Genomic DNA, 20,087 nt, shown 5'->3' on the forward strand with positions numbered 1-20,087 from the left:
CCGAGTTGCAATGGATGGCGGGCGAACGCAATAATGGCCGTCGGACCCAACGGCAGGAGGCGTGGACAAGTGCCAGGAGGCAGGCTGACCGATCAGGACCGCCGGCAGATCGCCGCAGGACTGGCCGACGGGCTCACCTACGCCGAGATCGCCAGGAGCCTGGCCCGGCCGACATCGACCATCACGCGGGAGGTCATGCGCAACGGTGGAGCGGGCGCCTACCGGGCCGATCAGGCGCATCAGGCGACCGAAGGGCGCGCGCGCCGTCGCCGGACCCCCTCACCGCCGGCCGCGCCCGCCGCCACCGCCGCATACGGACGTGACCCCGAAGCGGTGCACGACTTCACCGAACGCGCCACGGCGCTGCTGGTCCAGCAGGGACTCCCACGAATGATCGCCAGAGTGCTGACCTGCCTGTACGTCACCGACAACGGCAGCCTCACCGCCGCCGAGCTGATCCAGCGGCTGCGGATCAGCGCGGCGTCGGTCTCCATGGCCGTCGGTTACCTCGAAGAGCAGGGGCTGATCAGGCGCGAACGCGACGCCCGGCGGCGGCGTGAGCGCTACGTCATCGACGACGACGTCTGGTACCAGGCGTTCCTGCTGAGCGCGCAGCGAAACGTCATGCTGGCCGAGGTCGCCCTGGAGGGAGCCGAGATCCTGGGCGCCGCCACACCCGCCGGCGCCCGGTCAGAGTACATGGGCCAGTTCCTCAAGCACACGAGCGAGGAAATGGTTCAGCTGGCCGAGCACTGGCGAGAGAGGCTCACGGCCAAGCGACGCGCCGCGAGCACATGAGCGCGCGCAGTGAATCACTTCCCGGTGGGCTGGGCGCGGACGTGCAGGCGTTCGCCCTGCGGGCCGAAGAGGGACAGCAGCTCGACCGGATCGCGACCGGCGTTGCCGAACCAGTGCGGGATACGCGTGTCGAACTCGGCCACCTCGCCGGGCGTGAGGATCACGTCGTGCTCGCCGAGGACCAGGCGCAGCCGCCCGGCCAGGACGTAGAGCCACTCATAGCCCTCGTGCACGCGGGGATCGGGCTCGGTGCCGGGCCAGTTCGGCGGCATGACCTGCTTGAACGCCTGAAGCCCGCCGGGCCGGCGGGTCAGCGGGATGAAAGTGGAGCCGAAGCGCTGGAACGAGCGCAGTTGCACGCGCGGGTCCCCGGTGGGCGGCGCGTCGACGAGCTCGTCCAGTGTCACCTGATGGGCGCGCGCCAGGGGCAGCAACAGCTCCAGGGTCGGCCGGCGCTGCCCGGACTCCAGCCGCGACAAGGTGCTGATCGAGATGCCGGTCGACTCCGACAGCTCTGTCAGGGTGGCTCCGCGCTGCTGACGCAGGGTCCGCAGCCGCGGCCCGACGGCATGCAGAACGTCGTCCAGGGCCGGCCCGTCATCGTCCATGAAATCCACCTTGCCACAACGGCAAACAACTCAGCCGCCTGACTGCGCGCTCACCAGCGCCTCCCCGGCGTCCGTACGGTCATAGAACACCGACCGCCCGGCCCGCCGACGCCGTACCAGCCGCGAATCGAGCAGGACCTTGAGATGACGGCCCACCGAGCCCAGGCCCTGACCGGTCAGCGCGACGAGCTGGGTGGTGCTCTTCGGGGTGTCGAGCAGCATCAGGACGTTGGCCCGCGCGGGCCCGAGCAGCCTGCCCAGCGCCTCGGGCACCGGCGCGCGACCGGCTTCGGCCAGCGCTCCAGAACACGGGTACACCACGGCGTGCCGGTGCGCCGTGTCCCACGAGACCCAGGTCTGGCTCGGGGTGACGGGGACGAACATCAGCCGCGCCCCGGACAGCTCGCGCGGCGGGTAGTCGTACGTGCTGATCTGCAGCCGGTTCTCGCCGAGCCAGCGCATCCCGGGGCGCATGTCGTCGAGGGTCGCCGCCCAGCCGCCCTGGCTCAGCCGCGCGGTGCGGGCGATGACGTCGGCCTCGATGACGCGCCGGCGGCGCGGCCAGTAGGGGAGCACCGCCTGCGTCCACACCCACTCCAGCACCTCGGCGGTGCGTTCCGGCAGGTCGCCGCGGTGGAGCGGGGCGGGCAGGGGGCCGCCGAGCGACACGGTCAGGTCCGCGCGGGCGGACTCGGGCGGTGTGTCGCGGATGCGCGCGAGCTCCTGCTCGAAGACGGGCTCGGTGTCGTCGGAGGGCGTGGGGGTGAGGAAGTCGGCGTTCCAGTTGCGGCCCAGAGCGGCCTGGATGAGCAGTGCGGTGACCGGGTCGCGGGCCTGCCGGGCGCGGTAGGCGGGCAGGTGAGCGTCGAGCCACGCACGCTCGCCCGGATGCGCGGCCGTGCCCCGCTCCAGGGTCTTCAGGCTCGCGATGGCCTCGGCCAGGGGTGAGACGACGAACCGGCTGCCCGCGAGCGTGTCCGCGTTGACCTGCCACCAGCCCATGGTTTCGCCTCCCTGCGAAACATTAACGCCCCGTCGGCAGGGCCCCCGACACTTTCCGCCATGCGCACCTATCGCGAGCTTTTCCGTACGCCGGAGTTCACGCCGCTGTTCCTGACCGCCGCCGCACAGGGGGCCGGCCACACGGTGAGCGGGCTGGCTCTGGGAACGCTGGTCTACTCGGCGACCGGGTCACCGCTGTTGTCGGCTCTGGCCATGTTCGGCCCGGCTCTGGTTCAGGTGATCGGGGCGGCCACGCTGCTGTCGGCGGCCGACCGGTTACCGCCGCGGGCCGCGCTGACGGGTCTGGCGCTGGTCTTCGGCCTGGTCACCGCCGCGCAGGCCGTTCCGGGGTTGGCGGTGTGGGCCGTCTTCGCGCTACTGCTGGGGCAGGGGTTGATCGCCTCGCTGGGCGGGGGAGTGCGCTACGGGCTGCTCAACGAGATCCTCACGCGGGAGGGGTACCTGCTCGGCCGCTCGATGTTCAACATGGCCGACGGCGCCGTGCAGATCTGCGGGTACGCGCTAGCCGGCGTGCTCGTGGCCGTCCTGTCGCCGCGCGGCGCGTTGCTGACCGGCGCAGCCCTGTACCTCGTCGCGGCGGCCGTGGCCCGCTTCGGCCTCAGCCGCCGGCCGCCGCGGGCCGCCGGACGGCCGTCGATCACCGAGACCTGGCGGGACAACGCCCGGCTGTGGTCGGCCAAGCCGCGCCGCTACGTCTACCTCGCCATGTGGGTGCCCAACGGGTTGATCGTCGGCTGCGAGTCCCTTTTCGTGCCGTACGCGCCCGAGCAGGCGGGGCTCCTGTTCGCCTGTGCCGCGCTCGGCATGCTGGCCGGTGACGTCGTGTCCGGCCGGTTCGTGCCGCCGCGGTGGAGGGAGCGGCTCCGGGTGCCGCTGTGCCTGCTGCTCGCCCTGCCGTACCTGATCTTCGTCCTGCACCCGGCGCTGCCCGTGGCGGTGGCGGCGATCGTGCTCGCCTCGGCGGGGTACTCGGCGAGCCTGCTGCTCCAGGAGCGCCTGATGGCGCTGACCCCGGAGGAGCTGAGCGGGCACGCCCTGGGGCTGCACTCCTCGGGGATGGTCACCATGCAGGGCGTGAGTGCCGCGCTCGCGGGTGCCGTCGCGCAGCTGACCTCGCCCGCGACGGCGATAACGGTGATGGCGGCGGCCTCGGTCGCGGTCACCCTGACGTTGGCCCCCGGGCTGCGGCACCCGCTACCAGCGATCCACCTAGGCTCCTGACCTCTCGTACGTACGGGTCACGGCCCAGCACACCAGCAACGCCACCCCGAACACCGGCAGCCAGCCCAGCCGGGCGAGCACCCAGCCGAAGCCGTCCGGGGCGGTGTGCAGACCGGGCAGCGCGTCGTTCACGAAGAGCCCGGCCACGGTGACCGTGATCAGCGCGGTCTGGTGCCACAGGAAGATCGTCATCGCCGACAGGTTCACCAGCGCCACCGCCGCCCAGGCGGCCGGGCGGCGCAGCGCCCGCCGCAGCGGGCCGAGCAGCAGCAGGGCCGCTCCGCACTGGGCCAGACCGAAGCAGACGACCGCGAGGGAGGGCGGGTCGAGGTTGGAGACCGGGGTGCCGGGCACCCCGACCATGGCGGCCGGGTATCCCGCCCACAGGACGAGCCCGGCCGCGGTGGCGGCGCCGCCGAGCAGCAGCGCCCAGCCCATCCCACGGCTGCTTAGCTCGCCCCGGGCCCAGGCCGCGCCGAGGCAGTACGGCACCAGCCACCCAGCCACCACGTTGACCCAGCCGAGCCAGGCCGGCCCGCCCAGGCAGTACAGGATCAGGTCGCCAAGCAGGACGGCGGCGAGCGGCCACAGCGGGTGCAGCCGGGCGACCAGCGGGGTCAGCGCCGTCAGCGCCGCGAACACCAGCAGGAACCACATCGGCGACAGCACCAGCTTGACCAGCACGCGCACGGTGTCCAGGGCGACCCCGGAGGCCAACAGCGCGCTCGCGACCACGGCCCACACCACCAGCACGGCCACGACCGGCCGGAACAGCCGGGCCATCCGCCCGCCGAGCCACCGCCCGTACGTCATGCCGCGAGCGCGGGCGCGGACGTGACCCGCCGCCCCCACCTGTCCACCCACCAGGAAGAACACCGCCAGTGTCTGCAACACCCAGGAGACGGGAGTGAGCTCGGGCAGGTGCTTGAGCGGGCTGGCGGCGCGCACCGTGCCGTCGCTGACAACCACGGCGGTCACCAGCCAGTGGCCGAGCACCACGCCGAGGATCGCCAGGGCGCGCAGCGCGTCGACGCCCCGGTCGCGGCCGGCCGGGGTCGACGCCTCGATCCGCCGGATGAGCTGGGAGGATGCCATGGCGCCGAAGCTACGGATCGCCCCTTGTGGTCGGCTTCCCCCTGGGGAGCGCACCCTTGGCGTAGCTCCGAGGTATCAGGCGGGTCAGTCCTCCGGGTAGGAGCTTGCTCCTAGCCGCACATCATGCGAAGGGCTGACGAATCGCATCAGCCGGTGAAGAGGCTGGATTCATGAAGATCAGAGCCTTGATGGCCGGCACCGCGCGGGCGGTGGGCGGGAGTCCCCAGCAGCCCGTCGAGGGCGCCGAAAGGGCGGGCTATCTGGCTCACCGGTGCGGCGACGACTCCTTCCTCTTCGACGGGACGCCGATCCGGCCGAGCGCGGGCGCCAGATCGAACGCCATTTCCGCGAGGAACGGCCTCTGGCGCCCCGCCAGCTCAACAAGGGCGAGTCCCTGCACGCGTTGCGCCGTGACCTGCACTAGGCCCACCAGGGCGTGGTCACCAAGCCGCACCTGTCGCAGCAGACCGAGCAGGCGTGGAACGCCGGGGGCCTCTTTCCGTCCGATGGAGCGAGACGGGACGACCCGGCCGTCCGAACCCGGCGGCGCGCCGAGGACGCGCCGCCGTCGTTGACAACCGGAAAACGCGCCCCGTATCGTCGGTGCCATCATAAACGGGGCGGTCTTTCCGAATAAGCCACCCGCTCTCAGGCTCTTGAACGAAACGAAGGTGGAGAAAGCCGTGTCGGAGTCAACCCCGAGTACCCGCGAGGTCGTCGAGCGGTTCCTGGCCGCCGCCCTCGACCCCATCGGCGAGACCCTCGCCGACCTGTACGGCGACCCGGTCGTCATCGAGATGCCGTTCGCCCCGCCTGGGTTCCCGCCGAGGACCGAGACGACCAACGCCGAGCTGCGCGCCCGCTTCTCCGGCGGCGCCGCGATGCGCACCTACGACAAGATCGACGGCGTCGTGATCCACGAGACCACCGACCCCGAGGTGGCCATCGTGGAGTACTCCGTCCACGGCAAGCGCGCCTCGGACGGCGAGGGCTTCGTCCTGTCCTACGTCAACATCATGACGATCCGGGACGGCAAGATCGTCCATTCCAAGGACCACACCGACCCGATCAACGCCCTCCGCGCGCTGGGCATGCTGCCCAGGCTGCTCGAGGCCCTCAACAAGGAAGCCGCAGGCTGACCCCCGAGCGGGACGCGCGATCGACGTGGAGAGGGAGGCGACGGGCATGCCCGGCCGTTCCGAGAAAGAACCGCTGGAGCCGGAGCTCCGCGCCCTGATCGGGATCCTCCTGGTCGGGCTGGTGGCGGTGCTGTTGGACACCACCATCGTCAACGTCGCCACCGCGCGGCTGGCCAAGGACCTGCACACCGGCGTGTCCGTGGTGCAGTGGGTGAGCACCGGGTTCCTGCTCGCCCTCGGCGTGAGCATCCCACTGACCGCCTGGGCCGTCGGCCGCTTCGGCGGCCGGTCGGTGTGGCTGGCGGGCGTCGCGCTGTTCACGGTCGGCTCGGTGCTGGCCGGCGTGTCGTGGGACATCGGCAGCCTGATCGCCTTCCGGGTGGTCCAGGGACTCGGCGGCGGACTGATGCTGCCGGTGCAGCAGACGCTGCTGGTGCGCGCAGCCGGTCCGGCGCGGCTGGGGCGCTTGATGGCCGCGATCAGCCTGCCCGCCGTAGTAGTCCCGATCCTGGGCCCGGTGGTCGGCGGCCTGATCCTGCAGGCGGCGAGCTGGCGCTGGATCTTCGTCATCAACGTGCCGATCGGCCTGGTCGCCTTCGTCCTGGCCTGGCGCGGGCTGGACCGCGACCGGGACCGGCAGCGCCGCCCGCTGGACGTCGCGGGCCTGGTGCTGTTCGTCCCCGGTGTGATCGCCGTGCTCTACGCCCTGACCCGGGTCGCGCAGCTCGGCACCCAGCAGGGAACCTGGGTGCCGCTGGCCCTCGGCGTCCTGCTCCTGGCCGGGTTCGCGGTCTACGCGGCGCGGGTCGGCGACGCCGCGATGATCGACGTCCGGCTGTTCCGGGTCCCGTCGTTCGCGGGCTCCTCGGTGCTGTTGTTCCTGTCCGGGCTATCGCTGTACGGGGTGGCGTTCCTGCTGCCCCTCTTCTACCAGCAGGTCTGCGGATACTCCGCGCTGACCGCGGGACTACTGCTGACTCCCCAGGGCATCGGCAGCCTGGCGGCGCGCAGGTCCGTCGGCAAGCTCTCGGACCGCTACGGGTCGCGTCCGGTGGTGCTCGCCGGGCTAGCGTGCGCGCTGGTCGGGAGCCTGCCGTTCGGCTGGGCCGGCGTCCACGGCGGCCAGGTGCCGCAGATCGCCGGCCTGCTGGTGCGCGGGGCGGGGCTGTCGGCGGTGAACATCGCCGTGATGGTGGCCGCCTACCAGGGCCTGTCCAAGGACCGGATCCCGCACGCCAGCAGCACCACCCGGATCCTGCTCCAGGTCGGCGGCTCGTTCGGGGTGGCGGTGGCCGCGGTGGTGCTCCAGCACGAGCTGGCCGGGCACCCCGGCGGCCCGGCGGCGCACGCCTCCGGGTTCGGCGCCGCGTTCCTCTGGATGACAGCGCTCACCGTGGTCGCCGTGCCGCCGGCGCTGATGCTGCCGGGTAGGCGGCGGCCGGAACCCGTGGCGGCCACGGCCGCGCCGCCCGTGACCCCGGCAGGGTCTGAGGCGCAGAGTTGACCGGGGTTGAGCCGACCACCCAGCGGCGGCTCGGCCCTGCGCCCCGGCGGCCCCGCCGCCGGGGCGAACCCGTCGGCGCGGGGCCGTTCCACCCGGCGCCGCCCGGCCCGGCGCCTGAGCGCGCCGCTCCGAAAGGCATGCACTAACCTGGAAAAATCCGGCCGGGCCCGTCGGGTCGCGGCTGTCACCGAGGGATCCGTACATGGCCATTGAGACATCCGCACCCGCTGAGATCCCGGCCGCCGAGCGCGCGGCCGCGCCGGCGATGCGCGCCGACGCCCGCCGCAACCGGGCCCGGGTGCTGGAGGCCGCGCAGGAGGCCTTCGCCTCCGTGGGGCTCCAGGTCGGCCTGGACGAGATCGCCCGCCGGGCCGGGGTCGGCGCCGGGACCGTCTACCGGCACTTCCCAACCAAGGAAGCCCTCTTCGACGCGGTGATCCTGGACCGCGCGCAGCGCCTGGTGGACCGCGCCGAGGCGCTGGCCGACGCCCCCGACCCGGGCGAGGCCTTCTTCGCCTTCATCTCCGGGATGCACCGGGAGAGCGCCGCCAAGCGCGACCTCATCGACGCGGTGGCCGGGATAGGCGTCGACATCACCGCCAGCCTCACCGACGTCAACCGGGACCTGTATGCCGCCGTCGAGGTGTTGATGCGCCGGGCCCAGCAGGCCGGGACGGTGCGGACGGACGTGGACATCACCTTGCTCAAGGTTCTACTGCGCGCCGTGTTCATCGCCAACGACGGCGTGGGCGGCGGGCCGAAGGAGGCCGAGGGCGTGATGGCTGTGATCTGCGACGGGTTGCGCACGGAAGCGGCCCGGTGAGCGCGATGTCGGTCTCACACGCGAACGGCCCGGCGAGACCAGTTCCGGTCTCACCGGGCCGTCGGCGGCCCCGCTCGTAGCGGAAACCGAGCGCGAAGCCATCCGCGAAGCCACCCTGGAAGGACTCGACGCCGCCGCCCGCAAGGGCAAGCACGGTGGCCGGCCACCCGTAATCACCGACGACATGCTGCACACCGTGCTCCGCCGCCGGGCAGGCGGCGAATCCGTCGAACAGATCCGCCCCGACCTGATTATCCCCACCGGCAAGCGCAAGGGGCAGAACCCCGGCCTGGCCAGCATCTACCGGGCACTCGCCCAGAAGACCCAGGCCTACCCTGAAGCCGTCGCCCAGGCCCGCGCCGACTTCGCCGACTCCACACCGTCGGGTGACCTCGCGACTCACGACGGCAGTAACTCCGGCGTGCCCTCGCTCATCGCCCCTGCAGCAAGCGATCTCATCCCCAGCCACAGAGTCCCAGGTGGGGTGCGGCTCTTGGGCCACCGCCCCGCCGGACGCTGTCCCGTTGGTGCGAACATCAATGGGGGCGGGGACCGAGCGCCAGTCAGGCACCCGGCTATTGCTGAACATTACCATATGATTACGCTCAGTAGCGGTCGATCGGAAGCTTCGATCACAGTTCTTCTGGCAACCACAGGTAGGCATAGCTGGCGCTGGCAACAGTTCGTACCCTGACCCGCATGAGCGAGGAAACCGAGCTGGTCCGGCGCGGCTACAACGAGCTGTCCTACCGCTACCGGGGCGACGAGGACGACGACGGCGCATACGCGCCGTGGCTCGAAGAGCTCCATTCCCGGCTGCCGCCACGCGGGGACGGCGGGCACGCCCTGTTCTGGGCCCGCAAGCCGGCCGGCTGACGAGATTCCGGGTGGGGTGCGGTAATCCGGGAGCGGCCGGAGGGACTACTGGGTGTGGACGATCCTCAAGAACGATTCACCGACCTCTACGACCGGCACTACCGGAGCGTGCTCGGCTACGCGCTGCTGCGCGCCGAGCGTGACGCGGCCGAGGACGTCTCCAGTGAGACGTTCCTCGTGGCCTGGCGGCGGCTGAACGACCTGCCCGAGCCGCCGCTGCCGTGGTTGCTCGGCGTGGCGCGCAACCTGCTGGCCAAGCAGCGCGACTCGCGCCATCGCCGGCAGGCGCTGGTCGACCGGATCACGGCGCTGACCACCTCGCGCGACCATGTCGGCTGGGACGTGGCCGACCACGTCATCGACAGGGAGAGCGCGCTGGCCGCGCTGTCGGCCCTGCCGGAGCAGGACGTGGAGGCGATGGTGTTCGCCACCTGGTACGGCCTGCCGCCCGAGCAGGCGGCCGCGGTCATGGGCTGTTCGGTCCGCACGTACAACGTCCGGCTCCACCGCGCGCGCAAACGGCTCGCCACCGCGCTGCGCCTGGAGCCGGGCGGTACGCGCCCGCGAGCCCGGACGACCCCCGCGACCCGTACGTCCGGTGGCCGGTTCCAAGAGAACCCGGAGACCTGATGCCCGCAGCACCCCACCACTCGGAGAATGACATGACCGACCGCCTGTTCGCCCAGCTCAAGCCGATGGAGCTGGAGGAGATGACAGAAGAGGCCCACCGGCGGCGCCGCGCGGCCGACCTGGCCGCCGCCTTCCGGACGCCCCGCTCCGCGCCCCCGTCCCGACGCCGGATCCGGGCCCCGTTCCTGCTGGTCGCGGGCACGGCCGCGGCCGGAGTGGCCGCCGCGGCGGTGATCGTCGTGACCGGCTCAAGCAGCGCGCCCCCGACCGCCACCGCGTCTCCCACCATGCCCGCCACCGGGCGGACCGCGATCGCGGCCGAGCCGGTGGACGCCCGCTCGTTCCTGCTCGCGGCGGCCGCGACCGCGGTGCGTGAGCCGGCCACGTCCGGCCGCTACTGGTACGTCCGCGAGCGCACCTTCACGAAGGTGCACGTCGTGCCGGGCGACTACATGACCCAGATCAAGGCCCTGCTGGCCGAAGAGCAGCGGAAGGAGAAGGAGCTCAAGGACAAGCCGGGCGAACTCGCCGCCCAGCGCAAGGAGATCACCGAGAAGATTACCGAGCTCAAGCAATCCGAGCTGCCGTACCTGGCCTTCACCGCCGACACGCAGGAAACCTGGCGCGCGATGAAGCCGGGCGCGGCCAGCCGCTACGTACGCGACCCGGACGTGAGCGTCACCTTCGGCTCCCCGCAGGACGAGGCCGACTGGAAGGCCGCGGGCTCACCCGCCCTGACGGAGAAGAGGCCCACCACTCGCGACGACAGCAGCGAGCGGGTCCTGTCGATCGACAACCCGAGCCTGACGATCCAGAACATCTCGCGGCTGCCCACCGGCGAGGACGCGTTGAAGCGCCGCCTGGACACCCTGTTCAAGCAGAGCCCCAACAGCGCCCGGGTCGGCAGGGCCGTCTACCTGTGGCAGACGGGCGTGGACCTGATGACCGCGCCGATCACGCCAGGCACCCGCTCCGCCCTGTTCAAGGTGCTGGCCGGCCGGGACGGCATCACCTCGCAGGGCCGGGTCACCGACGCGGTGGGGCGTGCCGGGGTCGCCCTCTCGACGGCGGGGGACGACGGGGTGGAGTTCCGGATGATCATCAATGAGGACACCGCCGACCTGCTGCAGTACGAGGTCGTGGAGAAGGGGCAGCCGCTCCTGCGGGTGGCGCTGGAGCGGATGGGCTGGGCCGACCGCCTGGGAGACGTCCCGTCCTGACGCGGCGTCGAGGCCCGCACGGGGGCAGGTGCGGGCCTCGACCCGCTTATCAGTTCAGGGTCGGTACGACGCCACCCTCGGCCCGTTCGATCGTGACGCCCGACATGTTCCTGGCCCATCGGCCGGTGATCTCGCTGAACCGCGCGGCCTGGGGAGGTGTGTGGCCCAGGCCGATCGCGTAGCGGGCCTGCCGGGGGCCGCGCTCGAACGGGCGCGGCCAGGCGTGAACGTCCGGCACCCCGGCCTCTTCCAGCCAGGTGAGCAACTCCAGCATGCGTCCTCTGACGCGGCCGAGAGCCGCGTCCAGTTCCTCAGAGCGCACGGTCAGCACCGCCCAGGCCGCGTGACGGCGGTGGAGGGGCGGCGGTGCCGGCAACTCCGCGGACCGGCCGTTCTCCGTGAGCTCCCATGCCTGATAGAGCTCGCGGGTGAGCAGGTCCAGGCCGCCGGAGGTGACGTGGCGAGCGCAGTTGCGTACGGGAGCGCTGGGCGTCATCACGGTCATCGTGGCCGGGGTCGGAGGGTTGGCGGCGGGGGTGAGGGTGACCGGCTCGTGCCAGTCCCAGGCGGCCCACGTGCTGAAGAAGTGGCGTAGGAGATCGGTGTCGGATCCGTCTGCGGCATCGAGGATGGTACGGGCGGCCAGCACCGTCCAAGCCAGACCGGGCAAGCCGCCGAACGGGGCCACGTCCAGGCCCTTCGCCCGAGCCCACGCCTTCACCTGGCGGGCGAGGCGGGCGAAACGCTCGTGTGCGGGGCCCACGGCGGCGCGGATCGCGTCCGCGTCGCTGACGGCGCTCAGGGCGATGGCCGCCGCCTCGCCCAGTTCGGCGCGGCGGGAGACGAGCCGCGCCGGAGGGATCTGACCGGTTGCCACCACGGTCAGATCGACGTCCAAGCCGGACACGTGCAGGCGCAGGCCGGGCACCCGTGCGCCGATCACCTGCCGCAGCCGGACGGCCTCAGGCAGCGCCGCCCGCACCCGCGCCTCCACGTCCATGCCGGACTCTTCCCCGTCGGGCAGTGCCGCCACCAGGTCCAAGTCGGCTGCGGGGAGCGCGCAACCCATCCGTCGGGAGCCCGCGACGTGCACGATCCCGGGACGCAGCGCCTGCGCCAGTCGGCGAGTGACGCGATCGGCCAGGTCGTCCAGGCCCGGAACCGGCTCGGGATCGAGCGCGGGCGGGGCAGCGGTGGGCTGGGGTTTGGTGGGCTCGGGCAGCCATCGGAGTTCGCCCGTTCCCAGGGTGATCATCGCGCGCGGGCGCATGGGTTCGTCTCCTCGCCGCGATAGCAGCACGACGGCCCCGACGCGCGCGATCATCGCGTCGAGCCGGATGCCCGCATGATCGGGGGCGTCCACGCGGCCCAGGGTCAGATACGGCGTGAAACCCTCCGGGCGGCCCACGCAGCGGGGGAAGCGCTGGTGGAGGACGTGGCGCAGGCGGGCCCATGGGGCTGGATCGGCGGCGGCCGGGTCGAGCCAGACGGTCGCGTCCTGGCGGTGCCGGAAAGAGCGGATCCCCTCCAGCCGTACGGCGAACGGCTGAATCTCGGCGACCGCCGCGGCCAGCAGCGGCGCCGCCGCATCGAACGCCGACTCCGGTACGAACCCGAAGAGCAGGTTGACGTGCGGCGGCCAGCGGGTCACCTGCGGATCGCGCGTCCGGCGGACCGCCTGAATGGGTGGCCACAGCTCCTCAGGCGGAATCCAGGCCACCGCCGTACGCGCGGTCGGCGGCATGTCCAGCACCCCGGCGGGCGCGCTGCCCGTGACGTCGAGAACGGCCTCCACCCCGTAGTGGTCGGAGGCGTGCAGCCCACCGGGATCGGGAGTGTCTCCGCGCAGGGCGGCGGCGACGGTCCGGGGGCGGCCACGCACCAGCACGCGGTCCAGCCGGGCGGCCCGCCCGGACAGCGAGGACAGCGCCGCCAGCGGGTTGGCGCGCGGGTCGAAGGTGGGCGTGTCGTCGCCGGGCCCGTGCGCCTGCGTCCAGGCGTCGCGGAGCCCGAGCGCCGACGCGGGGACGTCCGTGCCGTCGTTGAAGTCGCCCATCAGGACCAGGTCCCCCTCGACGCCGGCCAGCCCTTCGGCGATCCGGGCGAGCTCGGCCCGCCGCCGCGCCGCGCCGTCGGTGGTGTGGTCGCTGGTCAGATGGGTGGTGGCGACGACGAGCGGGCCGGCGGCGGTCTCGGCCGCGAGGGCGGCGACCGCCTTGTGCGGGCCGAGCCGGTGCCAGGCCGCCTCCCGTACGGGCAATCGGCTGAGCAGCAGCAGCCCGCTGTCGGCGACGTCCTCGCCGCCCGGGTCGGTGCCGACGGTGTAGCGGGCCCGCACCCATGGGGCGGCCAGCAGGAGCGACAGCAGCGCGGGCTCGACCTCCTGCAGCGCGATGACATCGGCGTCGGCCGCTTCCAGGGCCGCCAGCAGCAGCGGTCGGCGACGCGCGGTGTCGATGCGGTCGCTGTCGTAGCGGTCCCACAGGGTGTTCCAGGTCAGGACGCGTACGGCCGCACCTGTGGACGTCTGCGCCGCTTCCTGGCTCGCGCTGGGCCGCCAGCCGGCGGCCGGGTCCCAGGTGTGCGGGGTTCTGGCGCTGAAAACGGGCGCACGCAGGCGGCGCGGGGCGCCTACCCGGCCCGCGTCGCAGATGTCGATCCGGTCCAGTCCGGTGGCGCGGTCCCAGATCAGCTCGCCGTCCGCCTCGACGAACAGCACCCGGTGCCACGGGACGTCGCCGCCGGGCACGAAGGTGGGCAGCGGGACGCGCTTGGGGTCGGCGCCCCGCTGGCCGACGCCGAGCACGAAACGTGAGGGGTCGAAGCGGGGGTCCCAACGGACCCAGTGGTAGATCTCCTCGCTGGTACGCATCACGCCTCCTCCCCCTCCAAGGCGCCGTCCACGTCATCGACGGTCCCGCGGGCGCCGACGTACCAGGTGTGATGGGCCTGACCGGGATACGGCGGGACGTACCGGCGCACCTGGTCGTCCAGCACGTGCGGCGGCACCGGATGGGCGCGGCGGGCGTTGCGCCGGTGCAGCTCGTCCTCCTCCACCAGAGCGACCACGTGCGTCGTCAGCGCGGCGCGGCGGCGCGCCACGGCGTGGACCAGGGATCGCTGGTGCTGATTGAGCGAGGTGGCGTCCCACACCACGGTGCCACCGGCCGCCAGGGCGGCATCGAGGCGGTGCAGTCCCTCGCCGAGCACTTCCCGGTTGGCCCGCTGGTTCGCCCGCGAGCCTCTGGCAGCGCGCAGATCGTCCAGCGACAGGTACGCGTCGACCCCCGATATACCGGCCACCTCCGGCAACCCGGCCGTCTCCGTCGGAGCGGTCGCCTCTGGCAGACCGGCCCTCTTCGCCAGACCGGTCGCGAACGTGCTCTTTCCGCTGCCCGACGGGCCGACCAGATGCACCAGCCGGGCGAACCGCCCCGACCGCCACCGCCAGGTCGCCGCCACGGCCTCCTCAACCGTGGCGACCTTCCCCTTGGCCCAGGCGTCGCGCGCCTCCGCCCAGCAGCGCTCGGCCGTCTCCCCGCCGAGGCCGGCCAGGGCCGCGCGCAGACCGGTCCGAAACGGCTCCAATGGACGCGGCCCGAGCAGCCCGGCGTCCTCGGCGTACAGGGCCGACCATTCGACCTGCTCACGCTCATGGCGGGCCTCATCGTCCACGCGCCCAGTCAGCACGGCCGCCGCCACGGCGTGCAGCACGCCCAGGTCGGCGGCCAACGCCATGCGTCCCAGCCCGGCCCGCCGCTGCTCGTCCGGGTACGGCCGGCTCAGCGCGCCGTGCAGCCCGGTCAGATCCGCGACCCGCCGCGCCAGCCGCATGCCCAGCGGCCTGGCCAGCCGGGCCGCCAGCCGGGCCCGCGGTATGGAGTGCAGTGCCGTGGCCAGCACGCCCGCCAGCCGAGCGTCTCCACAGCGGCCGATCGCGTCCAGTCGAGCCGACACCTCGGCCACCGCCTCAGGGGCGATGCTCCCCGCTTCGGCTGGGGCGAGGCCCACCGAGGTCAGCAGGGCGTTCACCTCGCAGTCCGCGCCCGAGCGCACCGACCACAGCGCCGCGCCCGGGCCGAGAGTGTTCGGCACGACGGTCGTGTGCATCCAGTGCGTGCCGGTCTGGACGTGCCCCCGGCGCACCCACTTGGCCACCCGCCCCGCGAACTCCGCCCGCCCGAATCCTTCGACGGTCCGCACCACGTAGCCCTCTTGCCGCTCCGGGTTCAGCCGCAGCACGCGCAGCGCCCGCTCGTCGAACACGCCGCGCCACAGCACCGGCGGGACCGGAATCCCCAGACCGCCCAGGAAGGCGACCGTGCGGTCCCAGTCCAGGCATCGATCGTCGTCCCAGACCGAGAAGCCGTAGAACCAGCTGTCCAGTTCCTGGTAGGCGATGGAGTGCCGGGCGTACATGTTCTCCCCGCACACCCGCCACCCCGCCGGGATCCGTCCACCGATCCGCCCTTGCAGAGCCTTGACCCACGCTCGGGAGGGATGGTGAGCCGAGTCCAGCGACCGGGCGTGCATCCCGTCGGTATAGAGGGTGGTGTTCTCTCCGTCGAGCTTCTCCGTGACCACGACCTCGCGCCCGCGCAGCCCGGACAGGTCTCCCGCGCGAACGTCGTCCGGCGTCACACCGGGCGACCAGGGCAGGTGAGAGGTGCGCGGATAGTGCACGCGCATGATCCCTCCTCTGACAGCTGAGGTCACTGTACAAGCGGCAAGAGAGCGCCTCCATCGGATAAACGGCCGATCGCCTGCCGACCATTGCAGAATTCTTGACAACTATATTTTTCGGTGAGAGGCTGAGGGCACCTCAGACAAGGAGCACAGCGATGAGAAAGATCGTGGCGGGCCTGTTCATCTCCCTGGACGGCGTCGTGGAGTCCCCGGAGAAGTGGCACTTCCCCTACTTCAACGATGAGATGGGGGAGATCGTCGGCTCACAGATGGAGCAGGCCGACGCCATGCTCCTCGGACGGCAGACCTACCAGGAGTTCGCCGCCCACTGGCCGCACCAGGACCCGGCCGAAAACCCCTTCGCCGACCGCATGAACAACACCCCCAAGTACGTCGTGACCAACACCCTCGACACCGCCGAGTGGCAGAACACGACGATCATCAAGGGCGATGTCGCGGCCGGGCTGACCGAGCTCAAGCAGCAGCCAGGCAAGGACATCGGCATCACCGGCAGCGCCGCCCTGGTCCGGTCGCTGCTGGCCGACGGCCTGCTCGACGAACTGCGCCTGCTGATCCACCCGATCGTGGTCGGCTCCGGCAAGCGCCTGTTCGAGGAGGGCACCGGGCAGATCCCGCTGCAGCTGGCCGACTCCCGGACACTCAGCACCGGCGTACTCTCCCTCACCTACGCCGGGGCGTGACTTGGCTGGAGGCGAGCCGCCCTTCACCGGTGGCCGCTGGCCCCGGTGGCGTCGCCGGGCAGCCCCGGCTGCGCATGGAAGGTGATGTCGGCGTCGACGTCGGGGCGGATGCGCTCGGGGGGCAGGCGCATCAGCAGGCCGTCACAGCGGCAGGGCGAGCCGCACCGGTGACAGTGGCAGTCGCCCACCACCGAGGCCTGTTCCCAGTATCGGTGGACGGTGGTCACCGGCTCCCAGCCGGCCGCCTTCAGCACTCCGTCGGCACGCCCCGGCCGGTCGCGTAGCCACACCATCGCGTACGCCTCGGTGCACCGCTCCCTCAGCCAGGCGGTGCGCTGGGCGGCGAGGGCGGTGCCGAGGCCACGACGGCGTACCGACGGCACCACGGCCATGGTGCTCAGGATGCCGACCCGGCGGCCATCGGCGGACGGCGGCGTGGGGGAGAGGATCCCTTGCGGCATCGGGGCGGTGAACGCGCGATATTCCTCGTCGTCGACCACCTGGGCCAGGGCCGCGCCCACCGGCGTCATCGACCCCTGCGGGAAGGCCGCCAGGAACTGCACCCTCTCGTCATCGCGCATGTGCCGCAGGAGCCGGTCGACGGTGAGCACACCGTGGCCGAGAGCGGCGTTGACGACGGCGGCGGCCGCCGCGACCCCCCGCTCGTCCCCGAGATGAAGCCGGGCGATGAACCAGCCGGGCGGCGTGATGGGCGAATGCATGCGAGTCACGGTCCTCGTTATATCTGGGTACCGTTCTCGAATTCAGGTGAACGAAATTCACGTATCTCCAGCAGAGTACTATGATCAGAGTGGTTTGAATTCCGATCCAGGAGATACGCATGCGGCAGAACCCGGCACGACGGGCGGCGCTCCTCGACGCCGCCATCGAGGTACTGGCCCGCGAAGGGGCGCGCGGGCTGACCTTCCGTGCCGTCGACGTCGAGGCGCAGGTGCCCAACGGCACGGCCTCCAACTACTTCGACAACCGCGACGACCTGCTCACCCAGGTCGGCCACCGCTTCTACGAACGGCTGGAACCCGAGGCCACGATGGTGGCCACCGCGCTGGAGGGACCGCGCGACCGCGACCGGGTCACCGAGCTCATGCACGACCTGGTGGACCGGGTCAGCCATTTCCGCTCCGGCTACCTGGCCCTGCTCGAACTCCGCCTGGAGGCCACCCGCCGCCCCGAGCTGCGCCGCCTGCTCACCGAGCGCATCCGCGCCGACGTCGACGCCAACATCACCTACCACGTGGAGTCCGGCCTGCCCGGCGACGCGACCACCGTGGTCCTGCTCTACCTGGCCCTCAACTGGCTGATCCTCGAACGGCTCACGCTGCCGGACGTCTTTCCCGAGAGCCAGATCCACGACCTGGTCACCGACGTGGTCGAACGCGTCCTGCCCGGCCCCGGGCGTTAGCCGGGCGTCAGCCGAGCCAGTGTTCGTGGACGTTGGTCGGGCGTCAGCCGAGCCAGTGTCCGTCCCGCATGAGGTCGCGGCCCTCCAACTCGTCGGCCTCGCGCCAGGCCTGCAAACGCTGGGGCTGGATCCGGAAATAGAGGTAGGGGCTGCTGAGCCGGCGCGGGTCGAAGCCGGTCTTGGCGGCGAAGGCGTCACCGATCTGGTCAGAGAGCTCGCCGGCCGGGACTGCCTGGACGCTTCCCTCGATGAGGACCACATCGCGGGTCGGGCCGATGCCGAGACGGACCTTGCCGGTGGCCTGAAGGTTGCGGCTGGTGGGGCTGGCGGCCGGAGTGGAGATGAGCAGGGTGGCGCCGTCCCAGAGGAAGGACAGCGGCACCATGTAGGGCGTCCCGCCTTCGCCATCGGCCGTGGCCACCCAGGCGTCGACGTCCCGGGCGAGCCGGTCGAGGGTGTCCTGCTTGCGCTGGTGCAGGGTACGGGGCGAGTCGCTCATCGGAAGAGGTCCCTTCATGCTCAAGATCGATGCCTGACCTTACAGAACGACCTCGGACCGCCGCTTCACCGTACTGCCCACAGGCCTGCCGGCCGGGGATCCTGGCAGACTGAGACCGGCCACCCCGTGCCCCGGGCAACTGTCGAGGAGGATCGGTGCGTTACGTGTTGATGTTGTGCAGCGACGTGTCCGATGAGACGGTCGCCGGGCAGGATCCGGACATGGTCGGCTGCGGTGGCTGGAGCGAGGACATGGAGCGCCGCGGGATCCTGCGGGGCGCGATGGGGTTGCGGCCCAGCAGCGACGCGACGATCTTGCGCGTACGCCGTGAGGAGGTGCTGCTGACCGACGGGCCGTTCGCCGAGACGAAGGACCAGATCGGCGGGTTCAGCGTGATCGACTGCGCCGACCTCGACGAGGCCATCGAGCTGGCCGCCGCCCATCCGTGGGCGCGCGTGGGACAGATCGAGATCAGACCGGTCTGGCAACCGTGACGGACACAGATCGCGACCAGGCCGGACGGGCGACCGAGACGGACACAGATCGCGACCAGGCCAGCCTGGCAACCGTGACGGGGCAGGTCACCACGGCGGTCGCGACCGCGTTCCGGCAGGAGTGGGGGCAGGTCGTCGCCACGCTCATCCGGATGACCGGCGACTGGGACCTGGCCGAGGAGTGCGCGCAGGACGCCTTCGCCGCGGCCCTCGAACGGTGGCCGCGCGACGGAGTACCGCGGCGGCCGGGCGCGTGGCTGACCACGACGGCCCGCAACCGCGCGCTCGACCGGCTGCGCCGCGACGCCGTCGGGGCCGAGAAGCTGCGGCAGCTGGCGCTGCTCGACGCTCAGGACGGCGAGCGGGGCGGTGACGAGAGCGGGGTGGGCGATGACCGGCTGCGACTGTTGTTCACCTGCTGCCATCCCGCGCTCGCTCTGGAGGCGCAGGTGGCGCTGACCCTGCGTACGCTGGCCGGGCTGACGACGGCCGAGATCGCGCGGGCGTTCCTGGTCACGGAGCAGACGATGTCCAGGCGCCTGGTCAGGGCCAAGTCGAAGATCCGCAACGCCGGCATCCCCTACCGGGTGCCGCCCGCCCACCTGCTGCCCGAGCGCACGACGGCGGTGCTGGGCGTGGTGTATCTCCTGTTCAACGAGGGATACTCGGCCAGCGCGGGCGCCGATCTGGTGCGGCGCGATCTGTGCGGCGAAGCCATCCGCCTGGCCAGGGTGCTGGCGCGGCTGATGCCCGGAGAGCCGGAGATACGCGGGCTGCTGGCGCTGATGCTGCTGCACGACGCCCGGCGGGCCACCCGGGTGGACGCCGCCGGCGTGCTGGTGACCCTCGAACACCAGGACCGCGGCCGCTGGGACACCGGCGAGATCGCGGAGGGCGCCGAGATCCTGGAGCGGGCGCTGCTCGAAGGCCGTCCCGGCGCGTACCAGGTGCAGGCGGCCATCGCGGCCTGCCACGCCACCGCGGCCAAGGCCGCCGACACCGACTGGGCGCAGATCGTCGCCCTGTACGACCGGCTCGCCCTGCTGGTCCCCTCACCGGTGGTACGCCTGAACCAGGCGGTGGCCGTGGGTATGGCCGATGGCCCCCGGGCGGGGCTGGCGCTGGTGGACGGCTTGGCGGAGTCGGGGGAGCTGGACGGCTACCACCTGCTGCCGGCCACGCGCGCCGACCTGCTGCGACGTCTGGGACGCGACGGCGAGGCGGCCGACGCCTACCGGCGGGCGCTCGACCTGGCCGCCAACGACTCCGAACGCCGCTATCTGGCCGGACGACTGGCCGAGGTCAGCTGAGGGGACGCGGGTGTCGGTTCCGGCTTGTCCCGTTCGT

The 20,087-nt window shown here is 72.1% G+C and carries 19 protein-coding genes and 2 pseudogenes; 14 read left to right on the top strand and 7 right to left on the bottom strand.

Annotation, left to right across the window (positions count from 1 at the left end; translation table 11 throughout):
* Positions 1-33: 33 nt before the first annotated feature.
* Positions 34-267 (top strand): annotated as a pseudogene (locus AB0H88_RS15955) (helix-turn-helix domain-containing protein); the annotation flags it as partial.
* A gap of 123 nt (positions 268-390) precedes the next feature.
* Positions 391-798 (top strand): annotated as a pseudogene (locus AB0H88_RS15960) (helix-turn-helix domain-containing protein); the annotation flags it as partial.
* A 14-nt stretch (positions 799-812) separates the two neighbouring features.
* On the opposite strand, the gene AB0H88_RS15965 reads toward AB0H88_RS15960, so the two are convergent.
* Together AB0H88_RS15965 and AB0H88_RS15970 are read right to left on the bottom strand one after the other, a co-directional pair.
* Complete coding sequence (locus tag AB0H88_RS15965; protein ID WP_357644911.1) at positions 813-1,406, bottom strand: helix-turn-helix transcriptional regulator; 594 nt, start codon at positions 1,404-1,406, stop codon at positions 813-815.
* Between the two features lie 30 nt (positions 1,407-1,436).
* Positions 1,437-2,408, bottom strand: coding sequence for a transcriptional regulator (locus tag AB0H88_RS15970; RefSeq protein WP_357644913.1), 972 nt, complete (start codon positions 2,406-2,408; stop codon positions 1,437-1,439).
* Positions 2,409-2,468: 60 nt separating this feature from the next.
* On the opposite strand from AB0H88_RS15970, the gene AB0H88_RS15975 reads away from it, so the two are divergent.
* Positions 2,469-3,650, top strand: coding sequence for an MFS transporter (locus AB0H88_RS15975; protein ID WP_357644915.1), 1,182 nt, complete (start codon positions 2,469-2,471; stop codon positions 3,648-3,650).
* Here AB0H88_RS15975 and AB0H88_RS15980 read toward each other — a convergent pair.
* Positions 3,639-4,745, bottom strand: a complete 1,107-nt coding sequence (locus tag AB0H88_RS15980) for an acyltransferase (protein ID WP_357644917.1) — start codon at positions 4,743-4,745, stop codon at positions 3,639-3,641. The genes AB0H88_RS15975 and AB0H88_RS15980 overlap by 12 nt on opposite strands.
* 271 nt (positions 4,746-5,016) lie before the next feature.
* On the opposite strand from AB0H88_RS15980, the gene AB0H88_RS15985 reads away from it, so the two are divergent.
* From AB0H88_RS15985 to AB0H88_RS16015, 7 genes are all read left to right on the top strand, one after another.
* Positions 5,017-5,169, top strand: a complete 153-nt coding sequence (locus tag AB0H88_RS15985; protein WP_357644919.1) for a hypothetical protein — start codon at positions 5,017-5,019, stop codon at positions 5,167-5,169.
* Positions 5,170-5,428: 259 nt separating this feature from the next.
* On the top strand, positions 5,429-5,884 hold the full coding sequence (locus tag AB0H88_RS15990; protein WP_357644921.1) for a nuclear transport factor 2 family protein: 456 nt from the start codon (positions 5,429-5,431) through the stop codon (positions 5,882-5,884).
* Between the two features lie 46 nt (positions 5,885-5,930).
* Complete coding sequence (locus AB0H88_RS15995) at positions 5,931-7,388, top strand: MDR family MFS transporter (RefSeq protein WP_357644923.1); 1,458 nt, start codon at positions 5,931-5,933, stop codon at positions 7,386-7,388.
* A 202-nt stretch (positions 7,389-7,590) separates the two neighbouring features.
* The gene (locus tag AB0H88_RS16000) at positions 7,591-8,211 is read left to right on the top strand and encodes a helix-turn-helix domain-containing protein (RefSeq protein ID WP_357644925.1); all 621 of its coding nucleotides are present in this window, start codon (positions 7,591-7,593) and stop codon (positions 8,209-8,211) included.
* Positions 8,212-8,910: 699 nt separating this feature from the next.
* On the top strand, positions 8,911-9,087 hold the full coding sequence (locus AB0H88_RS16005; protein ID WP_357644927.1) for a hypothetical protein: 177 nt from the start codon (positions 8,911-8,913) through the stop codon (positions 9,085-9,087).
* Positions 9,088-9,141: 54 nt separating this feature from the next.
* The gene (locus AB0H88_RS16010; RefSeq protein ID WP_357644929.1) at positions 9,142-9,717 is read left to right on the top strand and encodes a sigma-70 family RNA polymerase sigma factor; all 576 of its coding nucleotides are present in this window, start codon (positions 9,142-9,144) and stop codon (positions 9,715-9,717) included.
* Between the two features lie 32 nt (positions 9,718-9,749).
* Positions 9,750-10,937: a CU044_5270 family protein gene (locus tag AB0H88_RS16015; protein ID WP_357644931.1), complete on the top strand. Its 1,188-nt coding sequence runs from the start codon at positions 9,750-9,752 to the stop codon at positions 10,935-10,937.
* Between the two features lie 49 nt (positions 10,938-10,986).
* On the opposite strand, the gene AB0H88_RS16020 is transcribed toward AB0H88_RS16015, so the two are convergent.
* Together AB0H88_RS16020 and AB0H88_RS16025 are read right to left on the bottom strand one after the other, a co-directional pair.
* Positions 10,987-13,809 carry a poly(A) polymerase gene (locus AB0H88_RS16020; RefSeq protein ID WP_357644933.1) on the bottom strand — a complete coding sequence of 941 codons (2,823 nt, stop codon included), beginning with the start codon at positions 13,807-13,809 and terminating at the stop codon, positions 10,987-10,989.
* Entirely contained in the window at positions 13,809-15,626 is a 1,818-nt protein-coding gene (locus AB0H88_RS16025) for an RNA ligase family protein (RefSeq protein WP_357644935.1), read from the bottom strand. Before AB0H88_RS16025 ends, AB0H88_RS16020 begins: the two co-directional genes overlap by 1 nt.
* Positions 15,627-15,778: 152 nt before the next feature.
* Between AB0H88_RS16025 and AB0H88_RS16030 the strand changes: the two genes are divergently transcribed.
* Positions 15,779-16,324: a dihydrofolate reductase family protein gene (locus AB0H88_RS16030; protein WP_357644937.1), complete on the top strand. Its 546-nt coding sequence runs from the start codon at positions 15,779-15,781 to the stop codon at positions 16,322-16,324.
* Between the two features lie 23 nt (positions 16,325-16,347).
* Here AB0H88_RS16030 and AB0H88_RS16035 read toward each other — a convergent pair whose 3' ends face one another.
* Entirely contained in the window at positions 16,348-17,046 is a 699-nt protein-coding gene (locus tag AB0H88_RS16035; RefSeq protein WP_357644939.1) for a GNAT family N-acetyltransferase, read from the bottom strand.
* Between the two features lie 119 nt (positions 17,047-17,165).
* On the opposite strand from AB0H88_RS16035, the gene AB0H88_RS16040 reads away from it, so the two are divergent.
* Positions 17,166-17,747 (top strand): TetR family transcriptional regulator, encoded by a 582-nt coding sequence (locus AB0H88_RS16040; RefSeq protein WP_357644941.1) that lies wholly within the window; start codon positions 17,166-17,168, stop codon positions 17,745-17,747.
* Between the two features lie 43 nt (positions 17,748-17,790).
* On the opposite strand, the gene AB0H88_RS16045 is transcribed toward AB0H88_RS16040, so the two are convergent.
* The gene (locus AB0H88_RS16045) at positions 17,791-18,246 is read right to left on the bottom strand and encodes a pyridoxamine 5'-phosphate oxidase family protein (protein WP_357644943.1); all 456 of its coding nucleotides are present in this window, start codon (positions 18,244-18,246) and stop codon (positions 17,791-17,793) included.
* Positions 18,247-18,401: 155 nt separating this feature from the next.
* On the opposite strand from AB0H88_RS16045, the gene AB0H88_RS16050 reads away from it, so the two are divergent.
* Together AB0H88_RS16050 and AB0H88_RS16055 are read left to right on the top strand one after the other, a co-directional pair.
* Positions 18,402-18,740, top strand: a complete 339-nt coding sequence (locus AB0H88_RS16050; protein WP_357644945.1) for a YciI family protein — start codon at positions 18,402-18,404, stop codon at positions 18,738-18,740.
* On the top strand, positions 18,737-20,050 hold the full coding sequence (locus AB0H88_RS16055) for an RNA polymerase sigma factor (RefSeq protein WP_357644947.1): 1,314 nt from the start codon (positions 18,737-18,739) through the stop codon (positions 20,048-20,050). The genes AB0H88_RS16050 and AB0H88_RS16055 overlap by 4 nt, the downstream gene beginning before the upstream one ends.
* Positions 20,051-20,087: the final 37 nt, after the last annotated feature.

Origin of the sequence: Nonomuraea sp. NPDC050680 (genome assembly GCF_040654555.1) — a bacterium.
Lineage (GTDB): Bacteria > Actinomycetota > Actinomycetes > Streptosporangiales > Streptosporangiaceae > Nonomuraea.